The 24,607-nt window shown below is 72.5% G+C and carries 26 protein-coding genes and 1 pseudogene; 16 read left to right on the forward strand and 11 right to left on the reverse strand.

Annotated features, from left to right (window positions below):
* The first annotated feature begins 243 nt into the window (after positions 1-243).
* The 3 genes from ABFY07_RS23480 to ABFY07_RS23490 all read left to right on the forward strand — a co-directional run bounded on the left by ABFY07_RS23480 (position 244) and on the right by ABFY07_RS23490 (position 3,174).
* Positions 244-1,236 carry a DUF4097 family beta strand repeat-containing protein gene (locus ABFY07_RS23480; RefSeq protein WP_346176386.1) on the forward strand — a complete coding sequence of 331 codons (993 nt, stop codon included), beginning with the start codon at positions 244-246 and terminating at the stop codon, positions 1,234-1,236.
* A complete protein-coding gene (locus ABFY07_RS23485; protein ID WP_346176387.1) occupies positions 1,236-2,345 on the forward strand; it encodes a PadR family transcriptional regulator in 1,110 nt (369 codons plus the stop codon). Before ABFY07_RS23480 ends, ABFY07_RS23485 begins: the two co-directional genes overlap by 1 nt.
* Before the next feature lie 97 nt (positions 2,346-2,442).
* Positions 2,443-3,174: an antibiotic biosynthesis monooxygenase gene (locus ABFY07_RS23490; RefSeq protein ID WP_346176388.1), complete on the forward strand. Its 732-nt coding sequence runs from the start codon at positions 2,443-2,445 to the stop codon at positions 3,172-3,174.
* Between the two features lie 32 nt (positions 3,175-3,206).
* Here ABFY07_RS23490 and ABFY07_RS23495 read toward each other — a convergent pair whose 3' ends face one another.
* Both ABFY07_RS23495 and ABFY07_RS23500 read right to left on the reverse strand, forming a co-directional pair.
* Positions 3,207-4,169, reverse strand: coding sequence for a zinc-binding dehydrogenase (locus ABFY07_RS23495; protein WP_346176389.1), 963 nt, complete (start codon positions 4,167-4,169; stop codon positions 3,207-3,209).
* Positions 4,170-4,430: 261 nt separating this feature from the next.
* On the reverse strand, positions 4,431-5,681 hold the full coding sequence (locus ABFY07_RS23500; protein WP_346176390.1) for an NAD(P)-dependent malic enzyme: 1,251 nt from the start codon (positions 5,679-5,681) through the stop codon (positions 4,431-4,433).
* Between the two features lie 532 nt (positions 5,682-6,213).
* Between ABFY07_RS23500 and ABFY07_RS23505 the strand changes: the two genes are divergently transcribed.
* The 3 genes from ABFY07_RS23505 to ABFY07_RS23515 are packed head-to-tail and all read left to right on the forward strand — an operon-like array spanning position 6,214 to position 8,919.
* Positions 6,214-7,167: an ABC transporter substrate-binding protein gene (locus tag ABFY07_RS23505; protein WP_346176391.1), complete on the forward strand. Its 954-nt coding sequence runs from the start codon at positions 6,214-6,216 to the stop codon at positions 7,165-7,167.
* A gap of 46 nt (positions 7,168-7,213) precedes the next feature.
* Positions 7,214-8,161, forward strand: a complete 948-nt coding sequence (locus ABFY07_RS23510; RefSeq protein ID WP_346176392.1) for an amino acid ABC transporter permease — start codon at positions 7,214-7,216, stop codon at positions 8,159-8,161.
* Complete coding sequence (locus ABFY07_RS23515) at positions 8,158-8,919, forward strand: amino acid ABC transporter ATP-binding protein (protein WP_346176393.1); 762 nt, start codon at positions 8,158-8,160, stop codon at positions 8,917-8,919. The genes ABFY07_RS23510 and ABFY07_RS23515 overlap by 4 nt, the downstream gene beginning before the upstream one ends.
* Before the next feature lie 85 nt (positions 8,920-9,004).
* On the opposite strand, the gene ABFY07_RS23520 is transcribed toward ABFY07_RS23515, so the two are convergent.
* Positions 9,005-9,793, reverse strand: coding sequence for a class I SAM-dependent methyltransferase (locus tag ABFY07_RS23520; RefSeq protein ID WP_346176394.1), 789 nt, complete (start codon positions 9,791-9,793; stop codon positions 9,005-9,007).
* An 80-nt stretch (positions 9,794-9,873) separates the two neighbouring features.
* On the opposite strand from ABFY07_RS23520, the gene ABFY07_RS23525 reads away from it, so the two are divergent.
* Positions 9,874-10,548 (forward strand): CGNR zinc finger domain-containing protein, encoded by a 675-nt coding sequence (locus tag ABFY07_RS23525; RefSeq protein WP_346176395.1) that lies wholly within the window; start codon positions 9,874-9,876, stop codon positions 10,546-10,548.
* A gap of 50 nt (positions 10,549-10,598) precedes the next feature.
* Here the strand turns inward: ABFY07_RS23525 and sodX are convergent.
* Positions 10,599-11,177 (reverse strand): annotated as a pseudogene (gene sodX / locus ABFY07_RS43205) (nickel-type superoxide dismutase maturation protease); the annotation flags it as partial.
* Here sodX and sodN point away from each other — a divergent pair.
* The gene (gene sodN, locus ABFY07_RS23535; protein ID WP_065964366.1) at positions 11,065-11,460 is read left to right on the forward strand and encodes a superoxide dismutase, Ni; all 396 of its coding nucleotides are present in this window, start codon (positions 11,065-11,067) and stop codon (positions 11,458-11,460) included. The pseudogene sodX and the gene sodN sit on opposite strands and share 113 nt — an antisense overlap.
* Before the next feature lie 33 nt (positions 11,461-11,493).
* On the opposite strand, the gene ABFY07_RS23540 is transcribed toward sodN, so the two are convergent.
* On the reverse strand, positions 11,494-12,201 hold the full coding sequence (locus ABFY07_RS23540; RefSeq protein WP_346176396.1) for a hypothetical protein: 708 nt from the start codon (positions 12,199-12,201) through the stop codon (positions 11,494-11,496).
* Entirely contained in the window at positions 12,192-12,782 is a 591-nt protein-coding gene (locus tag ABFY07_RS23545) for an RNA polymerase sigma factor (RefSeq protein ID WP_346176397.1), read from the reverse strand. The genes ABFY07_RS23540 and ABFY07_RS23545 overlap by 10 nt, the downstream gene beginning before the upstream one ends.
* Positions 12,783-12,948: 166 nt before the next feature.
* Between ABFY07_RS23545 and ABFY07_RS23550 the strand changes: the two genes are divergently transcribed.
* From ABFY07_RS23550 to ABFY07_RS23575, 6 genes are all read left to right on the forward strand, one after another.
* Positions 12,949-13,431, forward strand: coding sequence for an Asp23/Gls24 family envelope stress response protein (locus ABFY07_RS23550; protein ID WP_346176398.1), 483 nt, complete (start codon positions 12,949-12,951; stop codon positions 13,429-13,431).
* Positions 13,432-13,486: 55 nt separating this feature from the next.
* Complete coding sequence (locus tag ABFY07_RS23555) at positions 13,487-13,681, forward strand: hypothetical protein (RefSeq protein WP_346176477.1); 195 nt, start codon at positions 13,487-13,489, stop codon at positions 13,679-13,681.
* Between the two features lie 101 nt (positions 13,682-13,782).
* The gene (locus tag ABFY07_RS23560; protein WP_346176399.1) at positions 13,783-14,085 is read left to right on the forward strand and encodes an Asp23/Gls24 family envelope stress response protein; all 303 of its coding nucleotides are present in this window, start codon (positions 13,783-13,785) and stop codon (positions 14,083-14,085) included.
* A gap of 61 nt (positions 14,086-14,146) precedes the next feature.
* Positions 14,147-14,833: a DUF6286 domain-containing protein gene (locus tag ABFY07_RS23565; protein ID WP_346176400.1), complete on the forward strand. Its 687-nt coding sequence runs from the start codon at positions 14,147-14,149 to the stop codon at positions 14,831-14,833.
* 29 nt (positions 14,834-14,862) lie between these two features.
* Positions 14,863-15,471: an alkaline shock response membrane anchor protein AmaP gene (locus tag ABFY07_RS23570; protein WP_346176401.1), complete on the forward strand. Its 609-nt coding sequence runs from the start codon at positions 14,863-14,865 to the stop codon at positions 15,469-15,471.
* Between the two features lie 88 nt (positions 15,472-15,559).
* Positions 15,560-15,715, forward strand: coding sequence for a DUF6131 family protein (locus tag ABFY07_RS23575; RefSeq protein WP_346176402.1), 156 nt, complete (start codon positions 15,560-15,562; stop codon positions 15,713-15,715).
* Between the two features lie 36 nt (positions 15,716-15,751).
* Here the strand turns inward: ABFY07_RS23575 and ABFY07_RS23580 are convergent, their stop codons facing one another.
* The 5 genes from ABFY07_RS23580 to ABFY07_RS23600 all read right to left on the reverse strand — a co-directional run bounded on the left by ABFY07_RS23580 (position 15,752) and on the right by ABFY07_RS23600 (position 20,929).
* A complete protein-coding gene (locus tag ABFY07_RS23580) occupies positions 15,752-16,219 on the reverse strand; it encodes a DUF5994 family protein (RefSeq protein ID WP_346176403.1) in 468 nt (155 codons plus the stop codon).
* Complete coding sequence (locus ABFY07_RS23585; protein WP_346176404.1) at positions 16,216-16,512, reverse strand: hypothetical protein; 297 nt, start codon at positions 16,510-16,512, stop codon at positions 16,216-16,218. The genes ABFY07_RS23580 and ABFY07_RS23585 overlap by 4 nt, the downstream gene beginning before the upstream one ends.
* Positions 16,513-17,057: 545 nt before the next feature.
* Complete coding sequence (locus ABFY07_RS23590; protein ID WP_346176405.1) at positions 17,058-18,035, reverse strand: magnesium transporter CorA family protein; 978 nt, start codon at positions 18,033-18,035, stop codon at positions 17,058-17,060.
* 233 nt (positions 18,036-18,268) lie between these two features.
* Positions 18,269-19,228, reverse strand: coding sequence for a nitroreductase/quinone reductase family protein (locus ABFY07_RS23595; RefSeq protein WP_346176406.1), 960 nt, complete (start codon positions 19,226-19,228; stop codon positions 18,269-18,271).
* 309 nt (positions 19,229-19,537) lie between these two features.
* Positions 19,538-20,929 (reverse strand): pyridoxal phosphate-dependent decarboxylase family protein, encoded by a 1,392-nt coding sequence (locus ABFY07_RS23600; protein WP_346176407.1) that lies wholly within the window; start codon positions 20,927-20,929, stop codon positions 19,538-19,540.
* Between the two features lie 233 nt (positions 20,930-21,162).
* On the opposite strand from ABFY07_RS23600, the gene ABFY07_RS23605 reads away from it, so the two are divergent.
* On the forward strand, positions 21,163-23,832 hold the full coding sequence (locus tag ABFY07_RS23605) for a SpoIIE family protein phosphatase (protein WP_346176408.1): 2,670 nt from the start codon (positions 21,163-21,165) through the stop codon (positions 23,830-23,832).
* A 131-nt stretch (positions 23,833-23,963) separates the two neighbouring features.
* Positions 23,964-24,605, forward strand: coding sequence for a hypothetical protein (locus ABFY07_RS23610; RefSeq protein WP_346176409.1), 642 nt, complete (start codon positions 23,964-23,966; stop codon positions 24,603-24,605).
* Positions 24,606-24,607 lie beyond the last annotated feature (2 nt).

Genomic DNA, 24,607 nt, shown 5'->3' on the forward strand with positions numbered 1-24,607 from the left:
TCGGCTGACATCTTTCAGCCGGAACGGGATTTTCCGTTACGAAGAAGCCATGGGCGCGCCACGCGGGGGACACAAACCCGCGCCGGGGGCAACAGGCGGACCGGCCACTCCGCCCCCGCTCGCCTCCCCGCACCTCCCCACGCCGCCCCGCTTGACTCCCGCTTGACTCCGCCGAGCCGCGATATATCGTGTATCCACAGAGACGCGATATGTTGCGTCGAGCCAACCCAGGGGAGGCCAGGGATGTCAGCCCGGTCGCAGTGGTCGTTGACCGAACCACAGAAGCTCGCCTTCGGGGACCCCGTATCCAACGTCCAGGTGCGCGTCGTGGGCGGCACCGTCAATGTCGTGGGGACCGCCACCGGCCCCGCCCGGCTGGAGCTCGCGGAGATCGACGGCCCGCCGCTGACCGTCACCCACGAGGGAGACACGCTGACGGTCGGATACGAGGACGTCCCCTGGAAGGGCTGGCTCAAGTGGCTCGACCGCAAGGGCTGGAACCGTACGGTCCACCTCACCCTCGCGGTGCCCGCCGGCGTCGAGGCATCGATCGGCGGGGTCGGTGTCGGGGTCGTCGTCTCCGGGCTCACCGGCAGCACCGACGTGCACGGCGTCTCCGGCGACATCACCCTGGTCCGGCTGACCGGCCCGGTCAGCGCCGAGACCGTCTCGGGGCGGGTCGAGGCCCAGGCCGTCACCGGCCGGCTGCGCTTCAACTCCGTGTCCGGCGACCTCACCGTCATCGAGGGCTCGGGCGAGTCCGTGCGCGCCGACACCGTCAGCGGCGACATCCTGCTCGACCTCGCCCCCGCCGCCGCCCCGGGCCGCGCGGACATCGCCCTCACCACCGTGTCCGGCGAGATCGCGATCCGGCTGCCGCACCCCGCCGACGCGCAGGTCCACGCCAACACCGCCAGCGGTGCCGTCTCCAACGCCTTCGAGGACCTGCGGGTCACCGGCCAGTGGGGGGCCAAGCGGATCTTCGGCCGGCTCGGCGAGGGCAACGGCAGGCTCAAGGCCACCACCGTCTCGGGCGCGATAGCGCTGCTGCGCCGCCCGCCGACCGAAGACGACACGCCGACCGAGGACACGCCGACGGACGACGCGCGGACGGACGGCGCACGGACCGAGGACACGCCGACGGACGGCGCGCCGACCGGCGGGGACACGCCGTCGGCCGACGTGCCCGCCGACCCGGCCCAAGGCCCTGACCGCCCCGAAGGAAAGGTCCTCTGATGCCCCCCGTATTCGCCCACGGCCGGCTGCGGCTGTACCTCCTCAAGCTGCTCGACGAGGCGCCGCGCCACGGCTACGAGGTCATCCGCCTACTGGAGGAGCGCTTCCAGGGCCTGTACGCCCCCTCCGCCGGCACCGTGTACCCGCGCCTGGCCAAGCTGGAGGCCGAGGGCCTGGTCACCCACGCCACCGAGGGCGGCCGCAAGGTCTACTCCATCACCGACGCCGGCCGCGCCGAACTGGCCGACCGGAGCGGCGAGCTGGCCGACCTCGAGGTCGAGATCCGCGAGTCCGTCGCCGAGCTGGCGGCCGAGATCCGCGAGGACGTCCGTGGCTCCGCCAGCGACCTGCGGCGCGAGATGCGGGAGGCGGCGCAGCAGGCCCGCGCCTCCGGCGGCACCGGCGACGCCGGCGGCAAGCCGGGGTCGTGGGACGGCCCGTGGGGGGACAGGGAGGGGTGGCGGCTGGCGAAGGAGGAGATGCGGCGCGCCAAGGAGGAGTGGAAGGAGCAGGCGCGCCGGGCGAAGGAGGAGAGCCGCCGCGCCCGGCAGGACGCCCAGCGCGCCCGGCAGCAGGCGAAGGACGCCCAGGACTTCGCGCGCGAGGAGGTCCAGCGGCTGGCCCGGCGGCTGCAGGAGCAGACGCAGGACCACCTCCGGGCGGGCGACTGGCAGCGCGCCGTGCGCGAGGGGCTGGCCGAGGTGTCGCGCGGCATGAGCCGTATCTCCCGGCAGGGCGCGGGGGCGGCGGAGCGGGCCGAGCCGGAGTTCCACGTCGAGCGCGCGGACGCGCCGGAGGGGGCCGGGTACGGGTCGAAGGGGGCGGGGCCGGAGCCGGCCGGGACGGAGGGGGGCGCGCCGGAGTCGGCCGGCCCAGCGGGGACCGCGCCGCAGGGGGCCGCGCCGGAGCCGGAGTGGGCCCGGGAGTTCACCCCGTCCGGTGACCCCGCCCGCGACCTCGACCGGCTGCTCGACCGCTTCCGCGACGACATCCGCGACACGGCCCGCGACCACGGCGTCAGCGCCGCCCACGCGGACGAGGCCCGGCGGCGGCTCGCGGCGACGGCGGCGCAGCTCACCGCGCTGCTGCGGGGCCGGACGAAAGGATAGGCCCCGCAGCGCGACCTTGACCTCAACTTCGGTTGAGGTATCAGGATCGTGGGTGGAGACGAACCCGCCTCCGCCCGCGATCCCTAAGGAGCCCGCCATGTCCGGCGCCGCCAGCCCCCTCCCCGACCTCGCCCGTCCCGACGTCGGTGCCGCCCTGTTCTCCACCTGGAGCGTCGGCACCCCCGAGCGGCAGCGGGCGACCGTGGAGGCCTTCGCCGCCACCTGGGACAGCCGCCCCTGGCCGACCCCCGAGCTGCTGTCGCAGAACCTCTACCTGGGGACGGACGGCGACACGCTGATGCACCACGCGCAGTGGACGAGCGAGGAGGCGTACCACGAGTTCGTCCGGACCCAGCGTCGGCAGCGGGTGGACGAGATCGACGCCGCCGTGCCGGGCATCCAGCGCAACGGCATCGCCCGCTACCAGCGCTACCGCGGCTTCGACACCCGGACTGAGGGCGATCCGCGGGTGCCCGGGTGCATCGCCGTCATCGAGATCGACTTCGACGACCCGGACCCCGACCTGCGGCGGGCGTGGATCGACCTGGTCATCGAGGCCCTGGAGACCGACCCCGACCCGAGCCCCGGCCTCATCTCCGCCGACTTCCACCTGATCGTCGACGGCGACCGCCACCTGGCCACCGACCGCGCCCGGGCGCTCAACTACGCCCAGTGGACCAGCGAGGAGGCGTACGACGCGGCCCTCGCCTCCTCCGCGCCGGGCGTCGGCTCGGTGACCCCGCAGTGGGAGCGGATCCGCCGGTTCCAGGGCTTCAAGGGCAGCACGATCAAGCGCTACCGGTTCGAGCGCGCCTTCGTACCGCGCTGAGCGGCCATACGAGGAGCCCGCCCCGGGAGCCCTCAGACCGTCAGCACGACCTTGCCGAAGAGGTCTCCGCCCGCCATCTTCTCGAACCCCTCGCGCGCCCGGTCCAGCGGCAGCACCGAGTCGATGACCGGCCGCACCCCGCGCGCCGCGCAGAAGCTCAGCAGGTCCTCCAGCTCCTCCTTGCTGCCCATCGTGGAGCCGACGACCTTCAGCTCCAGGAAGAAGATGCGGTTCAGCTCGGTGGACCTGGGGTTGGGTCCGCTGGTGGCACCCGAGATGACGAGCGTGCCGCCGGGCTTGAGCGACTTGACCGAGTGGGACCAGGTCGCCGCGCCCACCGTCTCGATCACCGCGTCCACGCGCCGGGGCAGCCGCTCCCCCGGCTCGTACGCGCCCTCGGCCCCCAGGTCGATCGCCCGCTTGCGCTTGGCCTCGTCCCGGCTGGTGGCCAGGACCCGCAGCCCGGCCGCCGCGCCCAGCACGATGGCGGCGGTGGCCACGCCGCCGCCCGCGCCCTGGACCAGGACGCTGTCGCCGGGGCGCACCCCCGCGTTGGTGAACAGCATCCGGTAGGCGGTCAGCCAGGCCGTCGGCAGGCAGGCGGCCTCCTCGAAGGACAGCTCCCGGGGCTTGGGCAGCAGGTTCCAGGTGGGGACGGCGACCTTCTCGGCGAAGGTGCCCTGGTAGCGCTCGGTGAGGATGGAGCGGGGCTCGCGCGGGCCGACGCCGTGGCCGCTCTGCCCGATGACCGAGTGGATGACGACCTCGTTGCCGTCCTCGTCGATCCCGGCCGCGTCGCAGCCGAGGATCATGGGGAGCGCCTCCTCGCCGAGGCCGACGCCGCGCAGCGACCACAGGTCGTGGTGGTTGAGCGAGGCGGCCTTGACGGTGACGGTCGTCCAGCCGGGCCGGGCCTCGGGCTCGGGGCGCTCGCCCAGTTCGAGGCCGTTCAGCGGCTGGTCGCGGTCGATACGTGCGGCGTAGGCAGCGAACATGATCCCGACGATAGGGGCGGCGGCCTGGCGGCGGAACCACGCCGGGGTGTGACACGCGCCGCGCGCCCGCGCGCCGGAGGCGGCCGTACGGCGACGGGCCGCCGCCTCACGGGGAGGCGGCGGCCCGGTTCGTACGGCACGAGATCCTGGCAGGACGTCAGGACGCACGGACGTCAGGACGCGCGACGTCAGGACGCACGGACGTCAGCGGCGCACGACGCCAGGACGCGCGGGACGTCAGGACGCAGGACGCACAGGACGTCAGCGGCGCGCCACGCCCTCCGCGCGCGCCGCCGCCGCGACGGCCGCGGTCACGGCCGGGGCGACCCGCTCGTCGAACGGCGAGGGGATGACCTTGTCGGCGCTCAGCTCGTCGGCCACCACGGCGGCCAGCGCCTCGGCGGCGGCGAGCTTCATGCCCTCGGTGATCCGGGAGGCGCGGACCTGCAGCGCGCCGGCGAAGATGCCCGGGAAGGCCAGCACGTTGTTGATCTGGTTGGGGAAGTCGCTGCGGCCGGTGGCGACGACGGCGGCGTGCTTGTGGGCGACGTCCGGGTGGATCTCCGGGTTGGGGTTGGCCATCGCGAAGATGAAGCAGCCGGGGGCCATCTTGGCGACCGTCTGCTCGGGCACCGTGCCGCCGCTGACGCCGATGAAGACGTCCGCGCCGTCCAGGGCGGCCTCCATGGGGCCGGTCAGACCGGCCTTGTTGGTGAAGCCGGCCAGCTCCCGCTTGACGTCGGTGAGGTCCTCGCGGTCCGGGGAGACGATGCCCTTGCGGTCGCAGACCGCGACATCGCCGATGCCCGCCTCGACGAGGATCCGGGCGATGGCGACCCCGGCGGCGCCGGCGCCGGAGATGACGGCGCGCAGCTGGCCCAGGGACCGGTCGGTCAGCTTGGCCGCGTTGCGCAGGGCGGCGAGGGTGACGACCGCCGTGCCGTGCTGGTCGTCGTGGAAGATCGGGATGTCGACGCGCTCCTGGAGCTTGCGCTCGATCTCGAAGCAGCGGGGGGCGGAGATGTCCTCCAGGTTCACGCCGCCGAAGGAGGGGGCGAGCCGGACGACGGTGTCCACGATCTCGTCCACCCCGCGGCAGTCGAGGGCGATCGGCACCGCGTCGACCCCGCCGAACTGCTTGAAGAGGATGGCCTTGCCCTCCATCACCGGCAGGGAGGCCTCCGGGCCGATGTCGCCGAGCCCGAGCACCGCGCTGCCGTCCGTGACCACGGCGACGACCTGCGACTTCCAGGTGTACTCGTGGACCAGCTCGGGCTTTTCCGCGATGGCGGTGCAGACCCTGGCGACGCCCGGCGTGTAGGCGAGGGACAGGTCGTCCTTGTTGCGCACCGGCACGGTGGCCTCGATGGCCATCTTGCCGCCCCGGTGAAGGGCGAAGGCCGGATCGAAGGGCTCTCCGTCCCCGGCGCCTTCGGCGCTGCCGGCGCCGGTCGCGCCCTCGGCGCTCTCGTTTTTGCTGTCGCTGCGAGGATTCGCGATCTCCGCTGCCACTGTTGACCCCTTTGTCGTATTTCCGTTGAGGGTAGCCGCCCCTGGTTGAGGAGCGGACGGGCACCGCGTCCGGGGTCCCACGGAGTGGATATCCGCCGCGTGGGACCAGATACGAACGCCGGGCGCGCCGCACACGCGCCCTGAGCCCCGGGTGAGGGGGGTAACCGCCTGTTCTACCGGAAGGGCTCTTCCGAGAACGAGCGATTTCTTATCGCGGTCGTGTGTGTGGTGTTCGGATACGGTCGCGTAACCCGCGAAAGCGATTGAATCACTCCTGAACGTCCAACACTCGAGACGTTTCCGACGTGATGAAACGTGATGAACGTCTCGTTCCGCTTCTTGGCCGCGGTCTTCCGGCCCGGCGTTTCCGCCCCTGTGCACCACGGGGGTCACCCGTTATCCGATTTTGACATGGCCGGACGTCCCATCGAGCCACCGCGGTGGCAAGATGCCCCAATCACACAGGGTCGCGACACCCACAAACGTGTTCCGACCCGGTCGGACACCCTCTCACCCCGCAGGAGGAACGAGCATGACCGCCAGCATCACGCGCCGCCGGAACGGCATGAAGTCCAAGGCGGCCGCCGCCGGTGCTATCGCGGTCACCGGCGCCCTGCTCCTGACGGGCTGCGGCGACCAGCGGGACAAGACGGACACCATCAGAGGCAGCGGCACGGCCCCGCTCTTCAGCCTGCTGCCGAAGAAGATCCAGAGCGCCGGCGTGATCAAGGTTGGTTCGGACATCAACTACCCGCCGGTCGAGTTCAAGAAGGACGGCCGGGTCATAGGGCTTGACCCGGACCTCGCCGAGGCGATGGGCAAGGTCCTCGGCGTGAAGTTCGAGTTCAACAACGCCGGCTTCGACACCCTGCTGACCGGCCTGCGCGCCAAGCGCTACGACATCGCCATGTCGGCCATGACCGACAACAAGGGCCGCCAGGAGGGCGTGAACCCCGACACCGGCAAGAAGGTCGGCGAGGGCGTCGACTTCGTCGACTACCTGACCGCGGGTGTGTCCATCTACACCAGGAAGGGCGACGACCAGGGGATCAAGACCTGGGACGACCTGTGCGGCAAGCAGATCGTCGTCCAGCGCGCCACCGTCTCCCACGACCTGGCCAAGGCCCAGTCCAAGACCTGTCAGAAGAACCACAAGGGCAAGATCTCGATCGAGGCCTTCGGCAACGACACCGAGGCCCAGACCCGGCTGCGCGGCGGCGGCGGGGACGCCGGCGCCAGCGACTTCCCGGTCGCCGCCTACGCCGTGAAGACCTCGGGCGGCGGCAACGACTTCCAGATCGTCGGCGAGCAGGTGGAGGCGGCCCCGTACGGCATCGCCATCTCCAAGAGCAACCCCCAGCTGCGCGACGCGCTCCGGCAGGCTCTCGCCTTCATCATCGCGAACGGCGAATACGACAAGATCATCGCCAAGTGGGGCGTCAAGGACGGCGCGGTCCTCAAGGCCGTCGTCAACGGCGGCAAGTGACCCGGCCCTCCCCTCGCTGACGCGCTCCCACTGAAAGGCCTTTTCCGTGACTGTTGAGATCGACAAGGCGGGCCCGAAGGACGCCCCGCCACCCCGCGCGCCGGAGACCATCAAGGCCATCCCGGTGCGCCACTACGGGCGCTGGGTCGCCGCGGTCGTCGTCATCGCCTTCCTGGCGTCGATCGTGTACGCCTTCTCCCAGGGGAAGGTGAACTGGGGCGCCATCCCGGACAACTTCTTCGACAGCCAGATCCTCACCGGTGTCGGCAAGACCGCCTGGATCACCATCGCCGCCATGGCGCTCGGCGTGGTCCTCGGCATCATCCTGGCGGTGATGCGGCTGTCCAAGAACCCGGTGACCGCGGCCATCGCCTGGGGCTACATCTGGTTCTTCCGCGGCACCCCGGTCTATGTGCAGCTGCTCCTCTGGTTCAACCTGGGGCTGATCTTCGACTACATCAACCTCGGGCCGATCTACCAGGACGAGTGGTCCGACTTCATGACCCCGTTCCTGGCCGCCCTCCTCGGGCTCGGCCTGAACGAGGCCGCGTACATGGCGGAGATCTGCCGCGCCGGCATCCAGGCCGTCGACGAGGGCCAGACCGAGGCCGCGCACGCGCTGGGCATGAGCCACGCCAGGACGCTGCGCCGCATCGTGCTGCCGCAGGCCATGCGGGTGATCGTGCCGCCGACCGGCAACGAGTTCATCAACATGCTCAAGACCACCTCGCTGGTCATCGCGGTGCAGTACTTCGACCTGCTGCAGGCCGCGCAGGAGATCGGCCAGACGTCCGGCGCCGCGGCCGAGATGTTGTTCCTGGCGGCCGCCTGGTACCTCATCCTCACCTCCGTCCTGAGCGTGGGCCAGTACTACCTGGAGCGGTACTACGCCCGCGGCTCGAGCCGGAGCCTGCCCATGACCCCGCTGCAGCGGATCCGGGCCAATCTGTTCTCCTTCTCCAACCGCTCCGCCGGAGGTGTGGGCTCGTCATGACCGCCATGGTGAAGGCCGAGGGCGTCCACAAGTCCTTCGGCGCCGTGCAGGTCCTCAAGGGCATCGACCTGGAGGTCGCCCCCCGCGAGGTCTTCTGCCTGATCGGCCCGTCCGGCTCCGGCAAGTCCACCTTCCTGCGCTGCATCAACCACCTGGAGAAGATCAACTCCGGGCGGCTGTACGTGGACGGCGAGCTGGTCGGCTACCGGCAGAAGGGCGACAAGCTCTACGAGCTCAAGGACCGCGAGGTCGCCGCGAAGCGCCGCGACATCGGCATGGTCTTCCAGCGCTTCAACCTCTTCCCGCACATGACGGCGGTGGAGAACGTCATGGAGGCGCCGGTCCAGGTCAAGGGCGAGACCAAGGCCGTCGCGCGGGAGCGCGCGCTGAGGCTGCTGGACCGGGTGGGCCTGTCCGACAAGGCGGGCAACTACCCCTCGCAGCTCTCCGGCGGCCAGCAGCAGCGCGTGGCCATCGCGCGGGCGCTGGCCATGGAGCCCAAGCTGATGCTCTTCGACGAGCCCACCTCGGCGCTCGACCCGGAGCTGGTCGGCGATGTGCTGGACGTGATGCGCGGGCTCGCCGAGGACGGCATGACGATGGTCGTGGTCACCCACGAGATGGGCTTCGCCCGGGAGGTCGGCGACTCGGTCGTCTTCATGGACGACGGGGTGGTCGTGGAGTCCGGGCACCCTCGTGAGGTGCTCACCAACCCCCGGCACGAGCGGACGAAGTCGTTCCTGTCCAAGGTGCTCTGAGGCGGTCCGACGGGCGGGCGGTACGGGCCGGATCAGGCCCGTACCGCCCTGTCGTCGCTCATGCGCGCACTATGTGGGTGAGCGGCTACTTGAGCCCGAGCACCATCGCGTCCGACGGGGAGCACCACACGGGCCGCGCCTCGGCGAAACCCGCCTCGCGCAGCGTGGCGGCGTGCCAGGTGACCGACTGGAACTCCTCGGCCACGCCGCTCGCGTGGTCCGGGCCGTCGGCCGGGTTGCCGAAGATGGCGAACCGCTCGGCGGTGGGCGCGCCGAGCACCGGATCGGCGGCCGCCGTCTGCCACCACGCCACCCAGTCCTGCGCCCCCTCGGCCTTGGCCCGCTCCTGCCGCGCGTGCTCGAAGGCCCGCACGGCGGCGTCGATCCGGGGCGTGCCCTCCCACGGCATGTGGTCGGCGTTGAGGAACACCCCGCCGTCCCGCACCACCCCGGCCAGCCGCCCGTACAGCGCCCGCAGCGCGTCCCCGTCCAGCCAGTGCAGCGCGGTGGCGGTGAGGACGGCGTCGTACGAGCGGTGGGGCAGCTTCTCGGTCCACCGCGGATCGCGCAGGTCCGCCGAGACGAACCGGACCCGGTCGTCCGCCGCGAAGTGCCCGCGCGCGATGGTCAGCAGCGCCGGGTCCAGGTCCACGCCCGTGCTGGTGGCGCGGGGGAACCGGCGCAGCACCCGGTCGGTGATGCTGCCCGTGCCGCAGGCCAGGTCCAGGATGGCGGGCTCCGGGCCGACCAGCGCCTCGACCGCGTCGAGCATCACCCGGAACCGCTCCTCGCGGTCGGGCATGTACCACTCCTGCTGCCGGTCCCAGCTCTTCTGCCACGCCCGCCAGTCCGAGGCGGCAACGGTGTCCACCATGGCACGTCTCCCCACTCGTAATACCCTCGTACCCAGATCAGCCATTACGGACCATAGACCCGCGCTCGTAAGGACCACAAGTGGAACTGGCTTATTACTCAGATCTCGCCGTGCGCCTGGTCAACAGCGAGGAGCCCGCACGCGGCACCGACAGCCTCACCTCGGTGGAGGCCGTGCGCGCGCTCTTCGGGGAGAGCCAGTCGGCCGCGCGGCGCGCCACCGACGCCGACGTCACCCGCCTGAGGTCGGTGCGCGCCCGGCTGCGCGCCGTCTTCGAGGCGGCGGCGAGCGGGGACGAGGTCCTGGCCGTGGACCTGCTGAACGCGCTGCTCATCGAGTTCCCGGTCAGCCCGCAGATCTCCGGGCACGAGTTCCGGGACGAGGACGGCCGCCCCAAATGGCACATGCACATCGCCGACTACGCGGCCAACGCGGGCGCCGGCTACGCCGCGACCGCCTCCATGGGCCTGGCCTTCCACCTCACCGAGCTGGGCGCCGACCGCCTCGGCATCTGCGAGGCACCGCCTTGCCGCAACGCCTATCTCGACACATCGACAAATCGATCCCGCCGCTACTGCTCCGACCGCTGCGCCACCCGCGCCAACGTCGCCGCCTACCGCGCCCGCAAACGCCTGGACGCCGAGCGCTCCGCCAGCCCCCCGCGCCGCCCCAGCAGCGACCGCCCGGACCGCGGCGCCCGCACCGGCCGCACCGCCGACACCACCCACGACAGCATCCCGGCCACCGACCGCTGACCCGCCCCCGCGGCCGGCCGCGGCCGCAGCCGCACCCAGACCCTGGCCACCACCAGCTCGTCCGGCACGACGCCGAACTCCCGGCTGTCGTTCTCCACGTACGGGTTGTCCCCCATCACCCACCAGCCGCCGTCGCGCCGCTCCACCGCGCGCTTGACGATCAGCAGATCCTGACGGAACGGATGCCGCAGCAGCACCACATCCCCCGCCCGCACGGCCGCCCCGTACCGGACGACGAGCTGGTCCCCGGGGTTCAGCGTCGGCACCATCGACGGGTTGTACACCTCGGCCAGCCCGATCCGCAGCAGCCCCCGCCCCTCGCGGTCCTGCTCCTGCCCGCGATCGTGCAGCTGCTCCCGCATCACGGCACCTCCGGTCACGTCCCCATTCAGCATCCCAGGCATCCCAGACTGCCACCGGACTTTTGACCTAAGCCCCCCGGGGCACCCGAGAAAAGCCTTCCCGCACGGAGTAATCTCGCACCTGAGAAGACGATCACTAAGGAAGGACGGCTCTATGCTCTCCCGCCTGTTCGCCCCCAAGGTCCGGGTCAGCGCCCACTGCGACCTGCCCTGCGGCGTGTACGACCCGGCCCAGGCCCGCATCGAGGCCGAGTCCGTCAAGGCCATCCAGGAGAAGTACCAGGCCAACGAGGACCCGCACTTCCGGGCTCGCGCCACCGTCATCAAGGAGCAGCGCGCGGAGCTCGCCAAGCACCACGTCTCGGTGCTGTGGAGCGACTACTTCAAGCCGCCGCACTTCGAGAAGTACCCGGAGCTGCACCAGCTGGTCAACGACACCCTCAAGGCCCTGAGCGCCGCCAAGGGCTCCACGGACCCGGCCACGGGCCAGAAGGCGCTGGACTACATCGCCCAGATCGACAAGATCTTCTGGGAGACCAAGAAGGCCTGATCTTGCATCACCCTCTCTGACCTGCGGTGTCCTTCATCGCCTGGTCTTTCTGTCCGCACCCGGTCCGCAGGCCGCCGCCCATGGCGGCCCTGAGGGGCCGGGTGCGGTCCACGACGTCTCCAGGACCTCGACCACCGCGATGTCGACGGCCGACACGGCCAGACCCAGGTCCTGTACGGCCGAGTGGAGAACCGCTCGGCGCACCTCATGGACGCGGTCGCGCAGCGGGCGGTCGAGAACGGCGGCCAAGGTCATGATCACCCGAACCTCGGTGCCCTCATCCTCGGGTACGAGCCGGCAGGTCGCGGCCCTCGCGCCGTGGACCGTGTCCGCCGCCCGCCGCAGCACTTTCGCCGCGGCGTTCTCGGCGATCCGCAGGTCCCGCTCCGGGTCGGCCAGGGGCAGCAGCCGTCCGGGCCGTACCTCTGCCCTGACGATGCTCATGACGCGGTCGGCGAGTGCGTGGAGGCCGCGCGTGTCCTCGGTGCGCAGCGCCCGGGTGGCCGCGTTCACCGGGGCCAGCCCCTCGACGGCCTCGCGGCAGTGAGGACAGGAGGCGTCGTGCGGGTCGGCAGCCGGCGCCGCGTCGCGCGCCTGTTCCCAGACCCGGCTGAGCAGTCGGCCGCAGGGCAGCACCTCGTCACCTGCGAACGGGGGGACATCCTCGGCGGCTGGGCCGACAGGGAGCCCGTCGGCTCCGTGGGGCTCGGAAGGCCGTGGGTGCGGGTCGTCTAGCGCCATGGGCCCATCGCCTCCTGCAGGGATCGGCGCGCCCTGAACAATCTGCCGCGCACCGTCGGCTCACTGGTCCGCGTCACGTGGGCAATCTCCTTGTACGGAAGACCCTCCACTTCCCTCAGGATCCAGCAGATCCGCTGTCCGACATCCAGCTCGGCGAGCGCGCGGGACAGGGCGGCGGTGGCCGCGTCCTGCTCGGCGGACCGGGCGGGCTGGCTCCGGGCGTCTCCGGCCGCGGGCTCGACGACGCCGTCCAGTGGGAGGGGCGGCGGCCGGCGCCGGCGCAGGGTCAGGCAGCGGTTGACGGTGATCCGGTACATCCAGGTACGGAACTCCGCGCTGTGGCGGTATTCCGGCAGTCGCCGCCAGGCGCTGACGAAGGCGTCCTGCACGGCCTCCTCGGCGTCCTGGGGATTGCCGAGGATGCGGCGGGCCAGGGCAAGGAGGGACGAGCCGTGCCGCCGGACGAGAACGGCGAAGGAATCCTCGTCCCCCTCGGCCGCCCTGACGGCCAGCAGTCCGTCCGGCAGGTCACGTCCCAGCAGGTCGCCTTCCGGCGATGGGGGAACAGTGCGTTCGGTCATGGCATCCCCGTACAAGACTCGGACCCTCCGGGTAACCAGGAGATCGCCTGTGATGCACGTCACATCTGATGCATGTGAGATACGCGGCCCCGTGTGTGTCCAACCTTTCGACGGGGTGCCGGTCAGGTGCCCGACCGACCGATCCGATCCGATCGAGGCGACCGCCATGACGGAGAACACCACCAGCGTCGGCGGGGGCAGCGGGGCCGATGCGGGCGTGAGCGCGCTGCAGGGCCGTACGGGGGCCGGGGCTCCGGCCGAGACACGGGGGAAGACCACCATCGCGGACGGCGTGGTGGCGAAGATCGCAGGCATGGCCGCCCGCGAGGTGCCGGGCATCCACGGCCTGGGCGCGGGGATGGCCCGGGCCTTCGGCGCCATGCGGGAACGCGTCCCCGGCGGGGGCGGAGGCGTCACGCGAGGAGTGAAGGTCGAGGTCGGCGAGCGTCAGGCCGCGGTGGACCTGGACGTCGTCGTCGAGTACGGCGTCTCCATCGTCGAAGTCGCCGGCGGCGCACGCACCAACGTGATCAGCGCCGTGGAACGGATGACAGGACTGGAGGTCGTCGAAGTGAACATCGCCGTCGACGACGTCCACCTCCCCGACGAGGAGGAAGGCGCCGAACCGGCCGAGGGCCGCGTGAGGTGATCCACCGCCAGGCCCTCCCGCACGGGCGCGGGAGATCGCGCGCACGGTGACGTACGTGCGCGAGACGGGTGAGTGCATGATGAACACGGCAACGACAGGCCTCGCGGCCGGCATGGCCCTGGGCTTCGCCGGTTACTTCGGCGGCTTCTGGGCGTTTCTGCTGGTTCTGGTCCTGGGCGCGGCGGGGCTGATCGTCGGCCTCGTCGTGCAGGGTGACCTCGACCTCCGGACACGGAAGCAGCGGCGGTGAAGACCCGGCCGGGTTCCCCCGGCGAGGCGTCGGGCCCACCGGCGCCGGCCGCCGGCTTGCCACCCCCAGCCGAACGGGGCGCCACCGTCATCCCGGACAGGGTGGTCGCCCGTATCGCCGCGCAGGCCGCACGCACGGCCCAGTCCCGGCGCGCCGCCGGACCGCCGGGCCGGGGCGGGCCGACGGCACCCAGCGCCTCCGCCGCCGTCCGTACCGGATCGGTGCGCCTGCGTGTGGCCATGGACCTGCCCTACCCCACCGACATCGCCCGCGTCTGTGAGCGGATCCAGCAGGACGTCGCCGAACGGGTGGCTGAGCTGACCGGTCTGCGGGTGAGAGAGGTCATCCTCACCGTCCGGCGTCTGGTGATCGCCACCGAAGCAGGCCGGGGGCGGGTCCGGTGAGCGGCCACCTGGTCCGGGGCACCGGGCACGCCGGACCCGCCGCGCAGGAAGGAGGATGGCGATGACACCCGATCCCGGTCCGCCCGGCCGCGGCTCCGCGTCGTCCGCGCACCGTGCCCCGGTGCCGCCGGCGAAGGAGTTCGAGCCACCCGAACGCGACGTGTCCGGCTCTGACCCCAGGGCCGGTGAGCGCGACAGCGGGCACCGAACCCACCGGCCGTGGTCGGCACGCCGTCTCCCGGCGGCGCTGGTCGCCTCGGTGATCCTCGTGGCGGCGATCGCGGCGCTGGTCGACGTCCTCGCCGTACGGGCTGGACGCCCGGCGGCGGCCTGGCGACGGCACCTGGCCGACGAACTGGCCACCCGCTCCGTGGACGACGTGTGGATGCTCACAGGAGCGGCCGTGGCCGCCGCCCTCGGTGTCTGGCTGATCGTCCTGGCCCTCACCCCCGGTCATCGCCACTGGCTGCCCATGCGTTCACCCGCCGACTGCCCCCGGCTGCGTGCCTCGCTGGACCGTGACGGCGCCGCCCGCCTGCTGCGTGACGCCGCGTTGCGGGTCCCCGGAGTCGGCGCGGCGCACGTCCGGGTACGCCGCCACCGCGTCAGAGCGCGCGCGGACGTCCGCTTCCGTGACCCCCGGGAGGTGAAGGATGACCTCACCGCCGTCCTCGCCGAGGAACGCGACCAACTGGCCCTCGCCCGCCCTCCCCGCATCGTCGTACGCGTGCGGCGACGCGCCGACTGACCGAAAAGCCGCAGCACCGGAGCCGCACCATGACACCGCGATCCGTACTCAACCGCAGTCTGCTGGCGGTCGCCGGACTCGTCCTGCTCGGCGGCGGACTGCTGGTCCTCTTCGCCGGATTCGACGTCTACCGGCGGCACGATCTGGTCCCGCCCGTGGGCTGGCCCCTGACCACCCCGAACGATGTCCTGCTCGGCTCCGCCGACCGGGCCCGCTGGAGCAGCCAGGGCTGGTGGTGGTGGCCCGCGGTCATCGCCGCCCTCGTACTCGCCGCTGTGCTCGCCCTGTGGTGGCTGCTCGCCCAGGTGAGCCGACGCCGCCCCGGCTCACTGCCCGTGGGTGGCACACCCCCGCAGGAGGGCGTCGAACTACGCGACCACGCACTCAGCGACGCGATCGCGGCCGAAGCCGGTGCCCTGCCGGGGGTCGAGCACGCTGCCGTACACATCACCGGCCGGCCTGCCCACCACCGCACCCACGTCAGGCTCACCCTCACCCCCGAGGGCGCGCCCGGCGCCGCTCTCGCCGATCTCTGCGAAGGCCCGCTCCGCACCGCTCGTCAATCCACCGGCTCCCCGCACCTGCCCACCGATGTCCGCCTGCACGTCAGCCACCACAAGCCCCACCGTGCGGAGTAAGGGAGAGACCAACCGTTTCCATGGACAACGCCCCCGCGGCCTTTCGCGGTTCGCGGGGGAACCGGCACTACTCCCCAAGGGAGAGATCATGATCGTCCTGGGCATCATTCTGCTCGTCATCGGCTTCGTCACCGGGATATCCATCCTGTGGACCATCGGGATCATCCTGGCGGTCATAGGAGCCGTCCTGTGGGTCCTCGGCGCCATGGGACACGCCGTCGCCGGTCGACGCCACTACTGGTGATCGGGGCGGCGGGAGTCCGCCGGCAGATCGAGAGGTTCACCCCCGGGCGAGGTCGATGAGGATCTGTCCGGCCTCGCTGACGTTGTCGGCCCGGACGGCCCTGGCCATCGCGGCGCGTGCCGCGTCGGGCGCCGTGTCCGGCGGAACCAGCAGCAGGGAGAAGTGGTCCCGCTCGCCGCGGGTGACGAGGACGGTGTCGTCACCGACCGGGAACGAGTCGATGTGCACGACCCGGCCGTCCACCGTCAGCCGTGTCGGCAGTTCGTCCCAGGCACTGCTGTCCAGACCGACGCGGGCGACGGGTCCGAGGTGCTCGGTCAGCGCGGAGATCAGCGGGGGCAGCTCGACACCGATGTCCCGCGACCGCGGCCACCAGGCACCGTCCAGGATTCCCTCGCGTGCGTGTGTCGTCTCCAGCCTCAGCAGGGCCGTCCCGGGTCCCACCGCCTTGTGGACGGCATCGGGCAGCAGCCTGGGAGGGCCGGGGCTCTCGGAGTCGGTCATGGTGCCGCCCGTCCTTCGCTGGGGGCAACGCCTTCCTCTTCCGTCTCCATCCGCCGGATCCCCTGATGCGTCAGCGTGATCATCTCGGGCGTGTTGCCCCTCCCCCAGTCGACGACGACCCAGCCTTCGTCCGCCAGATACGTACAGGCAGCGGCCAGGTCCTCTTCGGGGATGCCGAGGTCGCCCCGGAGCTTCGCCCCGTCGACCCCCAGGAGGCGATTACCCTCGGCGGCTTGGTACAGAGCCCGCATGATCTTCTCGCGGTACCCCTTCCGCTCGCGCAATACGGCCATGATGTGCCCTCCTCCACCCCCCTCGGCCGGGCCGAAGCGACGTCCTCCGCCATCGCTGTCGCGGTGGGGCGGGTCGCGGCGGTCGGGTCCACCACCGCCCGGCGGTGCCTCCGGGTCCGGTGACCGGGGTGACGGCGGACCCGCTCCCCCCTCGGTCTCCCACGCCTCTTCCCTGCTTCGGGCGTCCATCCCGTCGGCTGATTCCTCCTGGCCGGGGGCATCGCCGCCGTCGCCGGCCATCAGAGGTGACCACCTGCCGTCCAGCCCGCCCGGCGCGGGTGTCAGGGACAGCCGGGTCGGCGGCGACGGCGCGCGCCTGATCGATGTCGTACGGCCAATGGTCCCGGGCATGGCACGGACCCGTCCCCGGGCTCGCGGGGGCGGCCCGGCGTTGTCGATCACCGGAAACGGCACCCGCGGCGGAGCTGGTGCACGAGGAACTCCCGGCCTCTTCACACTACTCCGCTCACCGGCCCGAGAAGCCGGGAATGACCAGGCATTTCCCGCCTTGGCGACCTGGTCGCCGGTGCCCCACGCCGGGCGGGTCAGAGCCAGTCCTTGCGCTTGAACGTCAGATACAGCACGGCGGACAGGACCACGATGACGGCGGCGGAGGTGATGAATCCCGACTCGCGGCCGAACCCGGGATAGGGGAGGTTCTGGCCGTAGTAGCCGGTGATCGCGGTGGGTACGGCGATGATCGCGGCCCAGCTCGTCACCTTCTTCATGACCAGGTTCATGCGATTGGCCTGGACCGAGAGGTTCGTCTCCATGACCGAGACCACCAGGTCCCGGAGTGATTCGGTCCATTCGGTGACGCGCAGCACATGGTCGTAGACGTCTTGGTAGTACGGGACGAGAGGGTCGGTGATCACGTGCAGGCCCGGCCGCATGAGCGCGTTCACCACCTCACGCATCGGAAGGACGACGCGCCGCAGACGGACGAGCGATTTGCGCAGTGCGAAAACCCGGCGCTGCACTGCTTCGATCTGACGACGCCCGGCCGCGAAGAGCAGCCCTTCCAGTTCCTCGACGCTGTCGTCCAGTTGCTGGACCGCGGCGAAGTGGCCGTCCACGAGATGGTCGAGCAGGCCGTGCAGCAGGAATCCGACGCCGTGGCCGGCCAGGTCCGGGCTCTCGTCCCAGCGGGCGACGACGTTCTCGATGTCGAAACCCTCGTCGTTGCGGACGGTGATCATGGCCTGCCTGGTGAGGAACACGGCGATCTCGCTGTATGTGAGCCCGGCCCCGTCCGGGCTGACGGTCACGGCGTAGGCGCTGAGGAACTCATGGGTGCGATAGCGGTCGAGTTTCGGCCGCTGCCCGCGCTGCGCGGCATCCTCCAGAGCGAGTTCGTGGATGCCGAACTCCTGGCCGAGCATGGTGAATTCGGCGGCTCCGGGCCGGTACAGGTCCAGCCACAGGACCGCCGCCGGATCGGCGAGATGCGCGGAGACGTCCCTGGCGGGAAAGTCCTCCAGGAGCAGAGTGCCGTCGTGGTACAGCCGGGTGCGCGTCACCATGGCCCGAGGCTAGTCTTCCGCGCCTCGATGATCCCGCTTCGTCCCGATCGCCAGCGCGGCAGGCCGCGTAGCTCACCAGGGGTCGGCTTGTCCGGGCGAAGACGCCGGCTCCCGCCCCATCGACCTGGCCCTTCCGGTCGGCGGCACGCTCTGACCCAGCGCGCGGTGCGAGGCGTCGGCGGACCCGCGGAGGCGGCCGGGCGGGATGGCCGGCCGCCTCGGCGGGGGTGCGGTCAGCCGGCCTCGGCGGTCGGCACGGCCGCCGCCGGTGCCGCTGGAGCCGCCGGCGCGGCCGGGGCCGGCGGGGGGAAGGGGATCTCCGCCAGCGCGGGGAGCAGCCACTTCTCCTCGTCGTCGAGGTGTCGCGTCAACTCCTCGGTCATCCGGTCCAGCTCGGCCCGGAAGCGTACGGGGTCGGCGGTGGTGATGTCGGCCAGCAGGGCGAGGAGCCGCTCCTTGAGGCCTGCGAGCGTTTGGTGTTGCTCGCTGAGCCGGTCGAGGGACTCGCGCAGGTGGGGGTGGTGGGCCGCGAGGGCGGGGAAAACGGCCTTGTCCTCGCCGCCGTGGTGGTGGGTCAGGCCCTCGCAGAAGGCCAGGCAGTGCTGCCGGATCTGCAGGCCGAGCCCCGGCGGCGGCGGTTCGCCCGGGCCCTGGTGGGCGGCGCGGGCGGCGAGGTGGGCGGCGGCCTCCTCGCGTATGTGGCGGAGCTGGCCGCGCAGCCAGGTGTGGATCTCCAGGACCTTGTCGGCGAGCGTCCTGATCTCGCGGGGCGCCCCCGCCGTGTGGTCGGGCCGCTCCAGCGCCACGACCGGCAGGGTGCGCTCCGTACGGCTCTGGTAGTCGCCGTACCCGGGCGCCACCCGCACCACCCGCGCGAACAGCTCGTCCCGCCGCTCCCCCTCGGCGGGGACCGCGATCGCCTCGTACGCCTCGGTGCCGATCTCCACGCGCACCACGGGGTGGGCGAGGAGGTTGTGGTACCAGGCGGGGTGGCGGGGCGCGCCGAGGTTGGACGCGACGACGAGCAGCAGGTCGCCGTCGCGGACGTAGCCGAGGGGGGTGGTGTGCGGCCTCCCCGACCTGGCGCCGGTGGTGGTGAGCAGCAGCAGGTCGCCACCCTCGAAGGGACCACCGACCTTTCCGCCGGCTGCTCGGAACTCCTCGATGATCTGCTGGTTGAAGGATGTGGGCATGCGGTGTCGCATCTCCGGAAGAGGTGTGTGTGCGCCGCGAGCGAGGCCGCGGCGATGATCGACGACGGTGAGGCGCGCGACCCTCGTCCGGAGGTGCGGAAGAAACCAATGGCCCGAGGCTTGAGGTCCTGAGGCGGTGGGACAAGGGACGGCGCGCGAAGGCGCCCAGGTCAGACGCGGGGCGCGGAGTACGTACTCATGGCGTGGTCCCTTGTGAAGGGTGCTCACCCGGCTGCCGGCCTGCCCACTGCTCTCTGGCCGACGCCACGTGGCACCGCGCGCCATTACAGCCGGATGGTCATCCCCCTGTCAACGCGGGAGACCGGCCCGGGCGGCCGCCCCGAGGCGTTCGGCGATGCGGCGCACGTCCTCCCCGGTGGTGCGCCAGTTGCTGAAGGCGGCCCGCAGCGCCGGGACCCCGGCGTAGACGGTCGGGGTGAGGAAGACCTCGTCGGCCAGTGCCCCGGCGAAGGCGGCGAGCCGTTCGGGGGTCGGGTCCTCGGCCAGGGTGAAGCAGACGACGTTCAGCCGGACCGGCGCGAGGAGCCGCAGCCCCGGGGTGGCGTCCACGGCCTCGCCCAGGGCGTGCGCGCAGTCCGCGCAGCGTTCGACGATGTCGCGGTGCCCCTCCCGGCCGTACGCGCGCAGCGTGAACCAGGCGGCGAGCGCGCGCAGGCGGCGGGAGTTCTCGGGGGTGAGGTGGACGAGGTCGGGCGTGTCGCCGAGCGGGCCGAGGTAGGCGGCCGCGTTCTGGAAGACGCGGGCCTGGAGGTCGCGGCGGCGGGTGAACTGGACGGCGCTGTCGTACGGCACGTTCAGCCACTTGTGGAGGTCCACACAGACCGAGTCGGCCGCGTCCATCCCGGCCACGAGGTGCGCGTGGCGCGGGGAGAGCGCGGCGAATGCGCCGAAGGCGGCGTCGACGTGCAGCCAGAAGTCGTGGCGTTCCTTCAGCGCGGCGACGGCGCGCAGGTCGTCGAAGTCGACGGTGTTGACCGTGCCCGCGTTCGCGACGACCACGCAGGGGCCGCCCGCCTGGGCCAGCGCCTCGTCCAGCGCGGCCGGGTCGACCGCCTCCCGCCCGGGCAGGGTCCGCACCGGGACGAGGGCGGCGCGGCCGAGGCCGAGCACGGACAGGGCCTTGGCGACGCTGGAGTGCGGGGCGCCGGACACCACCCGCACCGGCCCCAGGGCCGCGGCCCCCGCCTCGGCGACCGAGACGCCCCGGCGCTCCCCCAGCCACTCGCGGGCGATCGCCAGGCCGACCGTGTTGGACATGGTGGCGCCGCTGACGAACGCGCCCTCGTGTGCCGCGCCGAGGCCGAACAGCTCGCGCAGCCAGCCGACGGTCTGGCGCTCCAGGTGCTGCCCGGCGCCGTCGAGCGACGAGTTCGAGTTCTGGTCCACGGTCGCGGTCAGCCAGTCCCCGGCCAGCGCGGCCGGGGTGCTGCCGCCGGTGACGAACCCCAGGTAGCGCGGCCCGGCGCTGGCCCCGAAGGCCGGCTCCCAGCGTTCGGCGAACTCCTCCAGCGCGGCCCGCAGTCCGACTCCCTCGCCAGGGAGCGGTTCGGGCTCGGGCGGCCGTACGGAGGGGATGACCGGCCGCTCCGCCAGCTCGTCGAGCAGGCCCGTGGCGAGCAGCCGGGTGGCGTCGAGGGCGTCGGGCAGGTCGGCCAGGTCGTGGGCGAGTCGAGAGTGCATGTGGGTTCCGTTCCCGGTCTGGGTGGGGGCTCGGGCCGAGAGTAGGCGCGCGGGCGATCAAGAAGCGCGGGCCAATCCCGAAAAACTGGACCCGTCCCGTGGGCGACACGGGTCTGCCGCGCACCCCGGTTGATGTGGTGCGGGATGTGCACGACGCTGGTTCTGCGGGCCCTTGCGACCGGCCACCCCCCGGAAGCCGGGGCCAGGCGGTGGTGAAGGTGGGACAGACGACGATGACAGGCCACGACAGCGCCCCTCCCTTCGGCGGCGGGCCCGGCGGCGGGCCCGGCGGCGGGTCCGGCGGCGGGCCAGGAGGACCCGGCGGCGGATTCGGCGGCGGGCCAGGAGGACCCGGCGGCGGGTTCGGCGGCCGAGGACACGACCCGTTCGACGAGGCCGCCACGGCCAGGGCCACGATCAACGCTGACGCCGTCGTGACCAGCTGGAACGAGGGCGCCCGGCGGCTGCTCGGCCACCTTCCCGCGGAGGTGGTGGGCCGGGACGCCGCCACGCTGCTCGCCGAGGAGGTCTCCCCCGACGCCGTACGGGCCGCCGTGGCCCTCCCCCGCTGGAACGGCACGCTGACCCTGCGCCACCGCGACGGCCACCCCGTACGCGTCCGGCTGCTGGCCCACCGCGGCGCACCGAGCACGGACGGGCCGGGCGACTGGCTGCTGGTCTCCCCGCTCCCGGGCCCTGACGAGCCCACCGGGGACGCCGGGAGCGCCGGGGGCACCGGGAACGCCGGGACCACCGGGACCACCGGGACCCCCGGGAACCCCAAGCCCACCGGGGCCGCCGAGCCGCCCAGCAACATCCAGGACGTCATCGAGCAGACGGAGGACGAGGCCCTGCAGGCACTGGCGTCCCAGCAGTCCCCCTGCCCGGTGGCGATCTACGACGACCTGCTGCGGCTGCGCAAGATCAACGACCAGATGGCCCAGATCATCGGCCTGCCCGAGAAGGAGATCCGCGGCCTGCGGCTGTCGGAGATCGGCGGGCGGCTGGAGAGCGAGGAGCTGGAACGCCACATGGCCGAGGTGCTGCGCACCGGCGAGCGGCGCGTGGTGGAGACACACCGCCGCGTCGGCCGCGAGGCCCACGCCCACGCCTGGTCCGCCCGCCTCGCCCCGCTCAAGACCCCCGACGGCGAGGTGCACGGCGTCTGCCTGGCCGCCCACGACATCACCGAGCAGTACCTGGCCCGGCAGCGGCTGCTGCTGCTCAGCGAGGCCAGCGTCCGTATCGGCACCACGCTCGACGTCACGCGCACCGCCCAGGAGCTGGCCGACGTGGGCATCCCGGGCCTGGCCGACTTCGTCAGCGTCGACCTGCTGGAGCGCCTGGACCAGGACGAGCCGTTCGGCGAGCCGCCGCCCGGCCCGCTCACCGGCCCGGTGGTGCTGCGCCGCGCCGCCCATCAGTCCGTCCTCCCGGGCGCCCCGGAGGCTGTGGTCAAGCTGGGGCAGGTGGACACGTATCCGTCGGACTCCCCGCAGACCGTGTCGCTGACGGCGGGCCACCCCGTCATCATCCCGACGACGGACCCCGCCATGAGGCGCTGGGCGTCCGAGAACGCCGCCCGCGCCACCACACTGCGCGTCCACGGCTTCCACTCGGTCATGTCCGTGCCCATCCGGGCCCGCGGGGTCACCCTGGGCGTGGCCGTCTTCTCCCGCCACACCCGGCCCGACCCGTTCACCCAGGACGACATCCTGCTCGCGGAGGAGATCACCACCAGGGCGGCCGTCTGCCTGGACAACGCGCGCCGCTTCACCCGGGAGCGCGACACCGCCCTGGCCCTCCAGCGCAGCCTGCTGCCCCAGGCGCTGGCCGGGCCCACCGCGGTGGAGGTCGCCTTCCGCTACCAGCCCGCCGGGCCGTACGCGGGGGTGGGCGGCGACTGGTTCGACGTCATCCCGCTCTCCGGGGCGCGGATCGCGCTGGTCGTCGGGGATGTGGTCGGCCACGGCATCCATGCCTCGGCCACGATGGGCCGGCTGCGTACGGCGGTACGCACGCTCGCCGACGTCGACCTGCCGCCCGACGAGCTGCTCACCCACCTCGACGACCTCGTCATCCACCTCTCCGCCGAGGGCGGCGCGGGCGCGCCCACCGGGGACGTCGGCGCCACCTGCCTGTACGCGGTCTACGACCCGGTCGCCCACCGCTGCTCCGTGGCGCGGGCGGGCCATCCGCCGCCGGTCCTGCTGGACCCCGACGGCACGGTGAGCCCCGTCCATGTGCCGGCCGGCCCGCCGCTCGGCGTCGGGGGGCTCCCCTTCGAGGCGATCGAGCTGGACCTGCCCGAGGACACGGTGCTCGCCCTCTACACCGACGGCCTGATCGGCGGCCGGGGCCGCGACCTGGACGCCGGGCTCAGCACCCTCACCGAGGCGCTGGCCCGGCCCGCCCCCTCGCTGGACGCGCGGTGCGAATGCGTGCTGCGGGCGCTGCTCCCCGAGCACGGCGCACCCGACGACGTGGCCCTCCTCCTGGCCCGCACCCGCGGCCTCGACTCCTCGCGCGTGGCGACCTGGGACATCCCCGACGACCCCGCCCTCGTCGCCCGCGCCCGCAGGGACGTCACGGAGCGGCTGCTCGCCTGGGGGCTCGACGAGGCCGTCTTCACCACCGAACTGATCGTCAGCGAGCTGGTCACCAACGCCATGCGGCACGCCACCGCGCCCATCCAGCTACGCCTGATCCACGACCGGACGCTCATCTGCGAGGTCTCCGACGGCAGCAACACCGCGCCCCACCTGCGCCGCGCCCGCGTCTTCGACGAGGGCGGCCGCGGACTGCTCCTGGTCGCCCAGCTCAGCCGCCGCTGGGGCAGCCGCCACTCGGCCACCGGCAAGACGATCTGGGCGGAACAGGCCCTCCCGCCATCCCCTGCCTGACCGCCACCGCAAGGTTTCGGCAAGGGGCCACCAAGGCTTTCGCCCGCGCGGCCGGGCATGCCCCTCCCGTAGCGGACCGCTCCCGTAGCGGACCGCGAGACATACGACCGCGAGAGACGGGGGGGGACGACATGTCCGTGATGGAAAGCCCGGCCGGCGGGTTCGGGGCGCCCGGGCCGAAGTCCGTACACGCAACGGGCTGGGTTGGCGGCGGCGCGGCGGTGGTCGTCGTACGGTCCGCTCTGGGCCCGTACCTGGCGCTGATCACCGAGTGCACAGCGGATGCCTCTCTGTCCGACGGCCATCTACGGGCCGACCTCGGCGGCGCCGCGGACGCGACAACGCTGACGTGCGCCGATGTGCTGTACGGCAGCGTCGGCGACCCCGGGCACGCGGCCCGCGTCCTGCGCCGCTATCCCGGGTGCCTGCTCACCACGGTCCGGGACGCGGACGGCGCGGACGGCGGCGGCCGGTGTGTCGCCCTGGCGCGCGGGGGCGGCGTGCCGGTCGCGGTGACGGCGGCCGGCGGGCCCCCGATCTCCGGGCGGGAGCACGCGCTGATCGCCTCGGTGCTGCACGCGTGGCTGGAGGCGGGCCTGCCGCTCTCGGCGCTGGCCTCGGCGGAGTGGAGCTTCCCATGGCCCGGCCGCGAGCCGGCGGACGAGGCGCCCGGCGCACAGGGCACGCGTTGGGCCGGCGTCGTGCTGTCCCCCTTGTCCCCTCTGCCCCTCCCGCCCCTCCTGCCCCCGCTCGCCGCGAAGGCCATCTGGTGACC

The sequence above is a fragment of the Streptomyces sparsogenes subsp. cuspidosporus genome (genome assembly GCF_039532705.1).
Classification (GTDB): domain Bacteria; phylum Actinomycetota; class Actinomycetes; order Streptomycetales; family Streptomycetaceae; genus Streptomyces; species Streptomyces sparsogenes.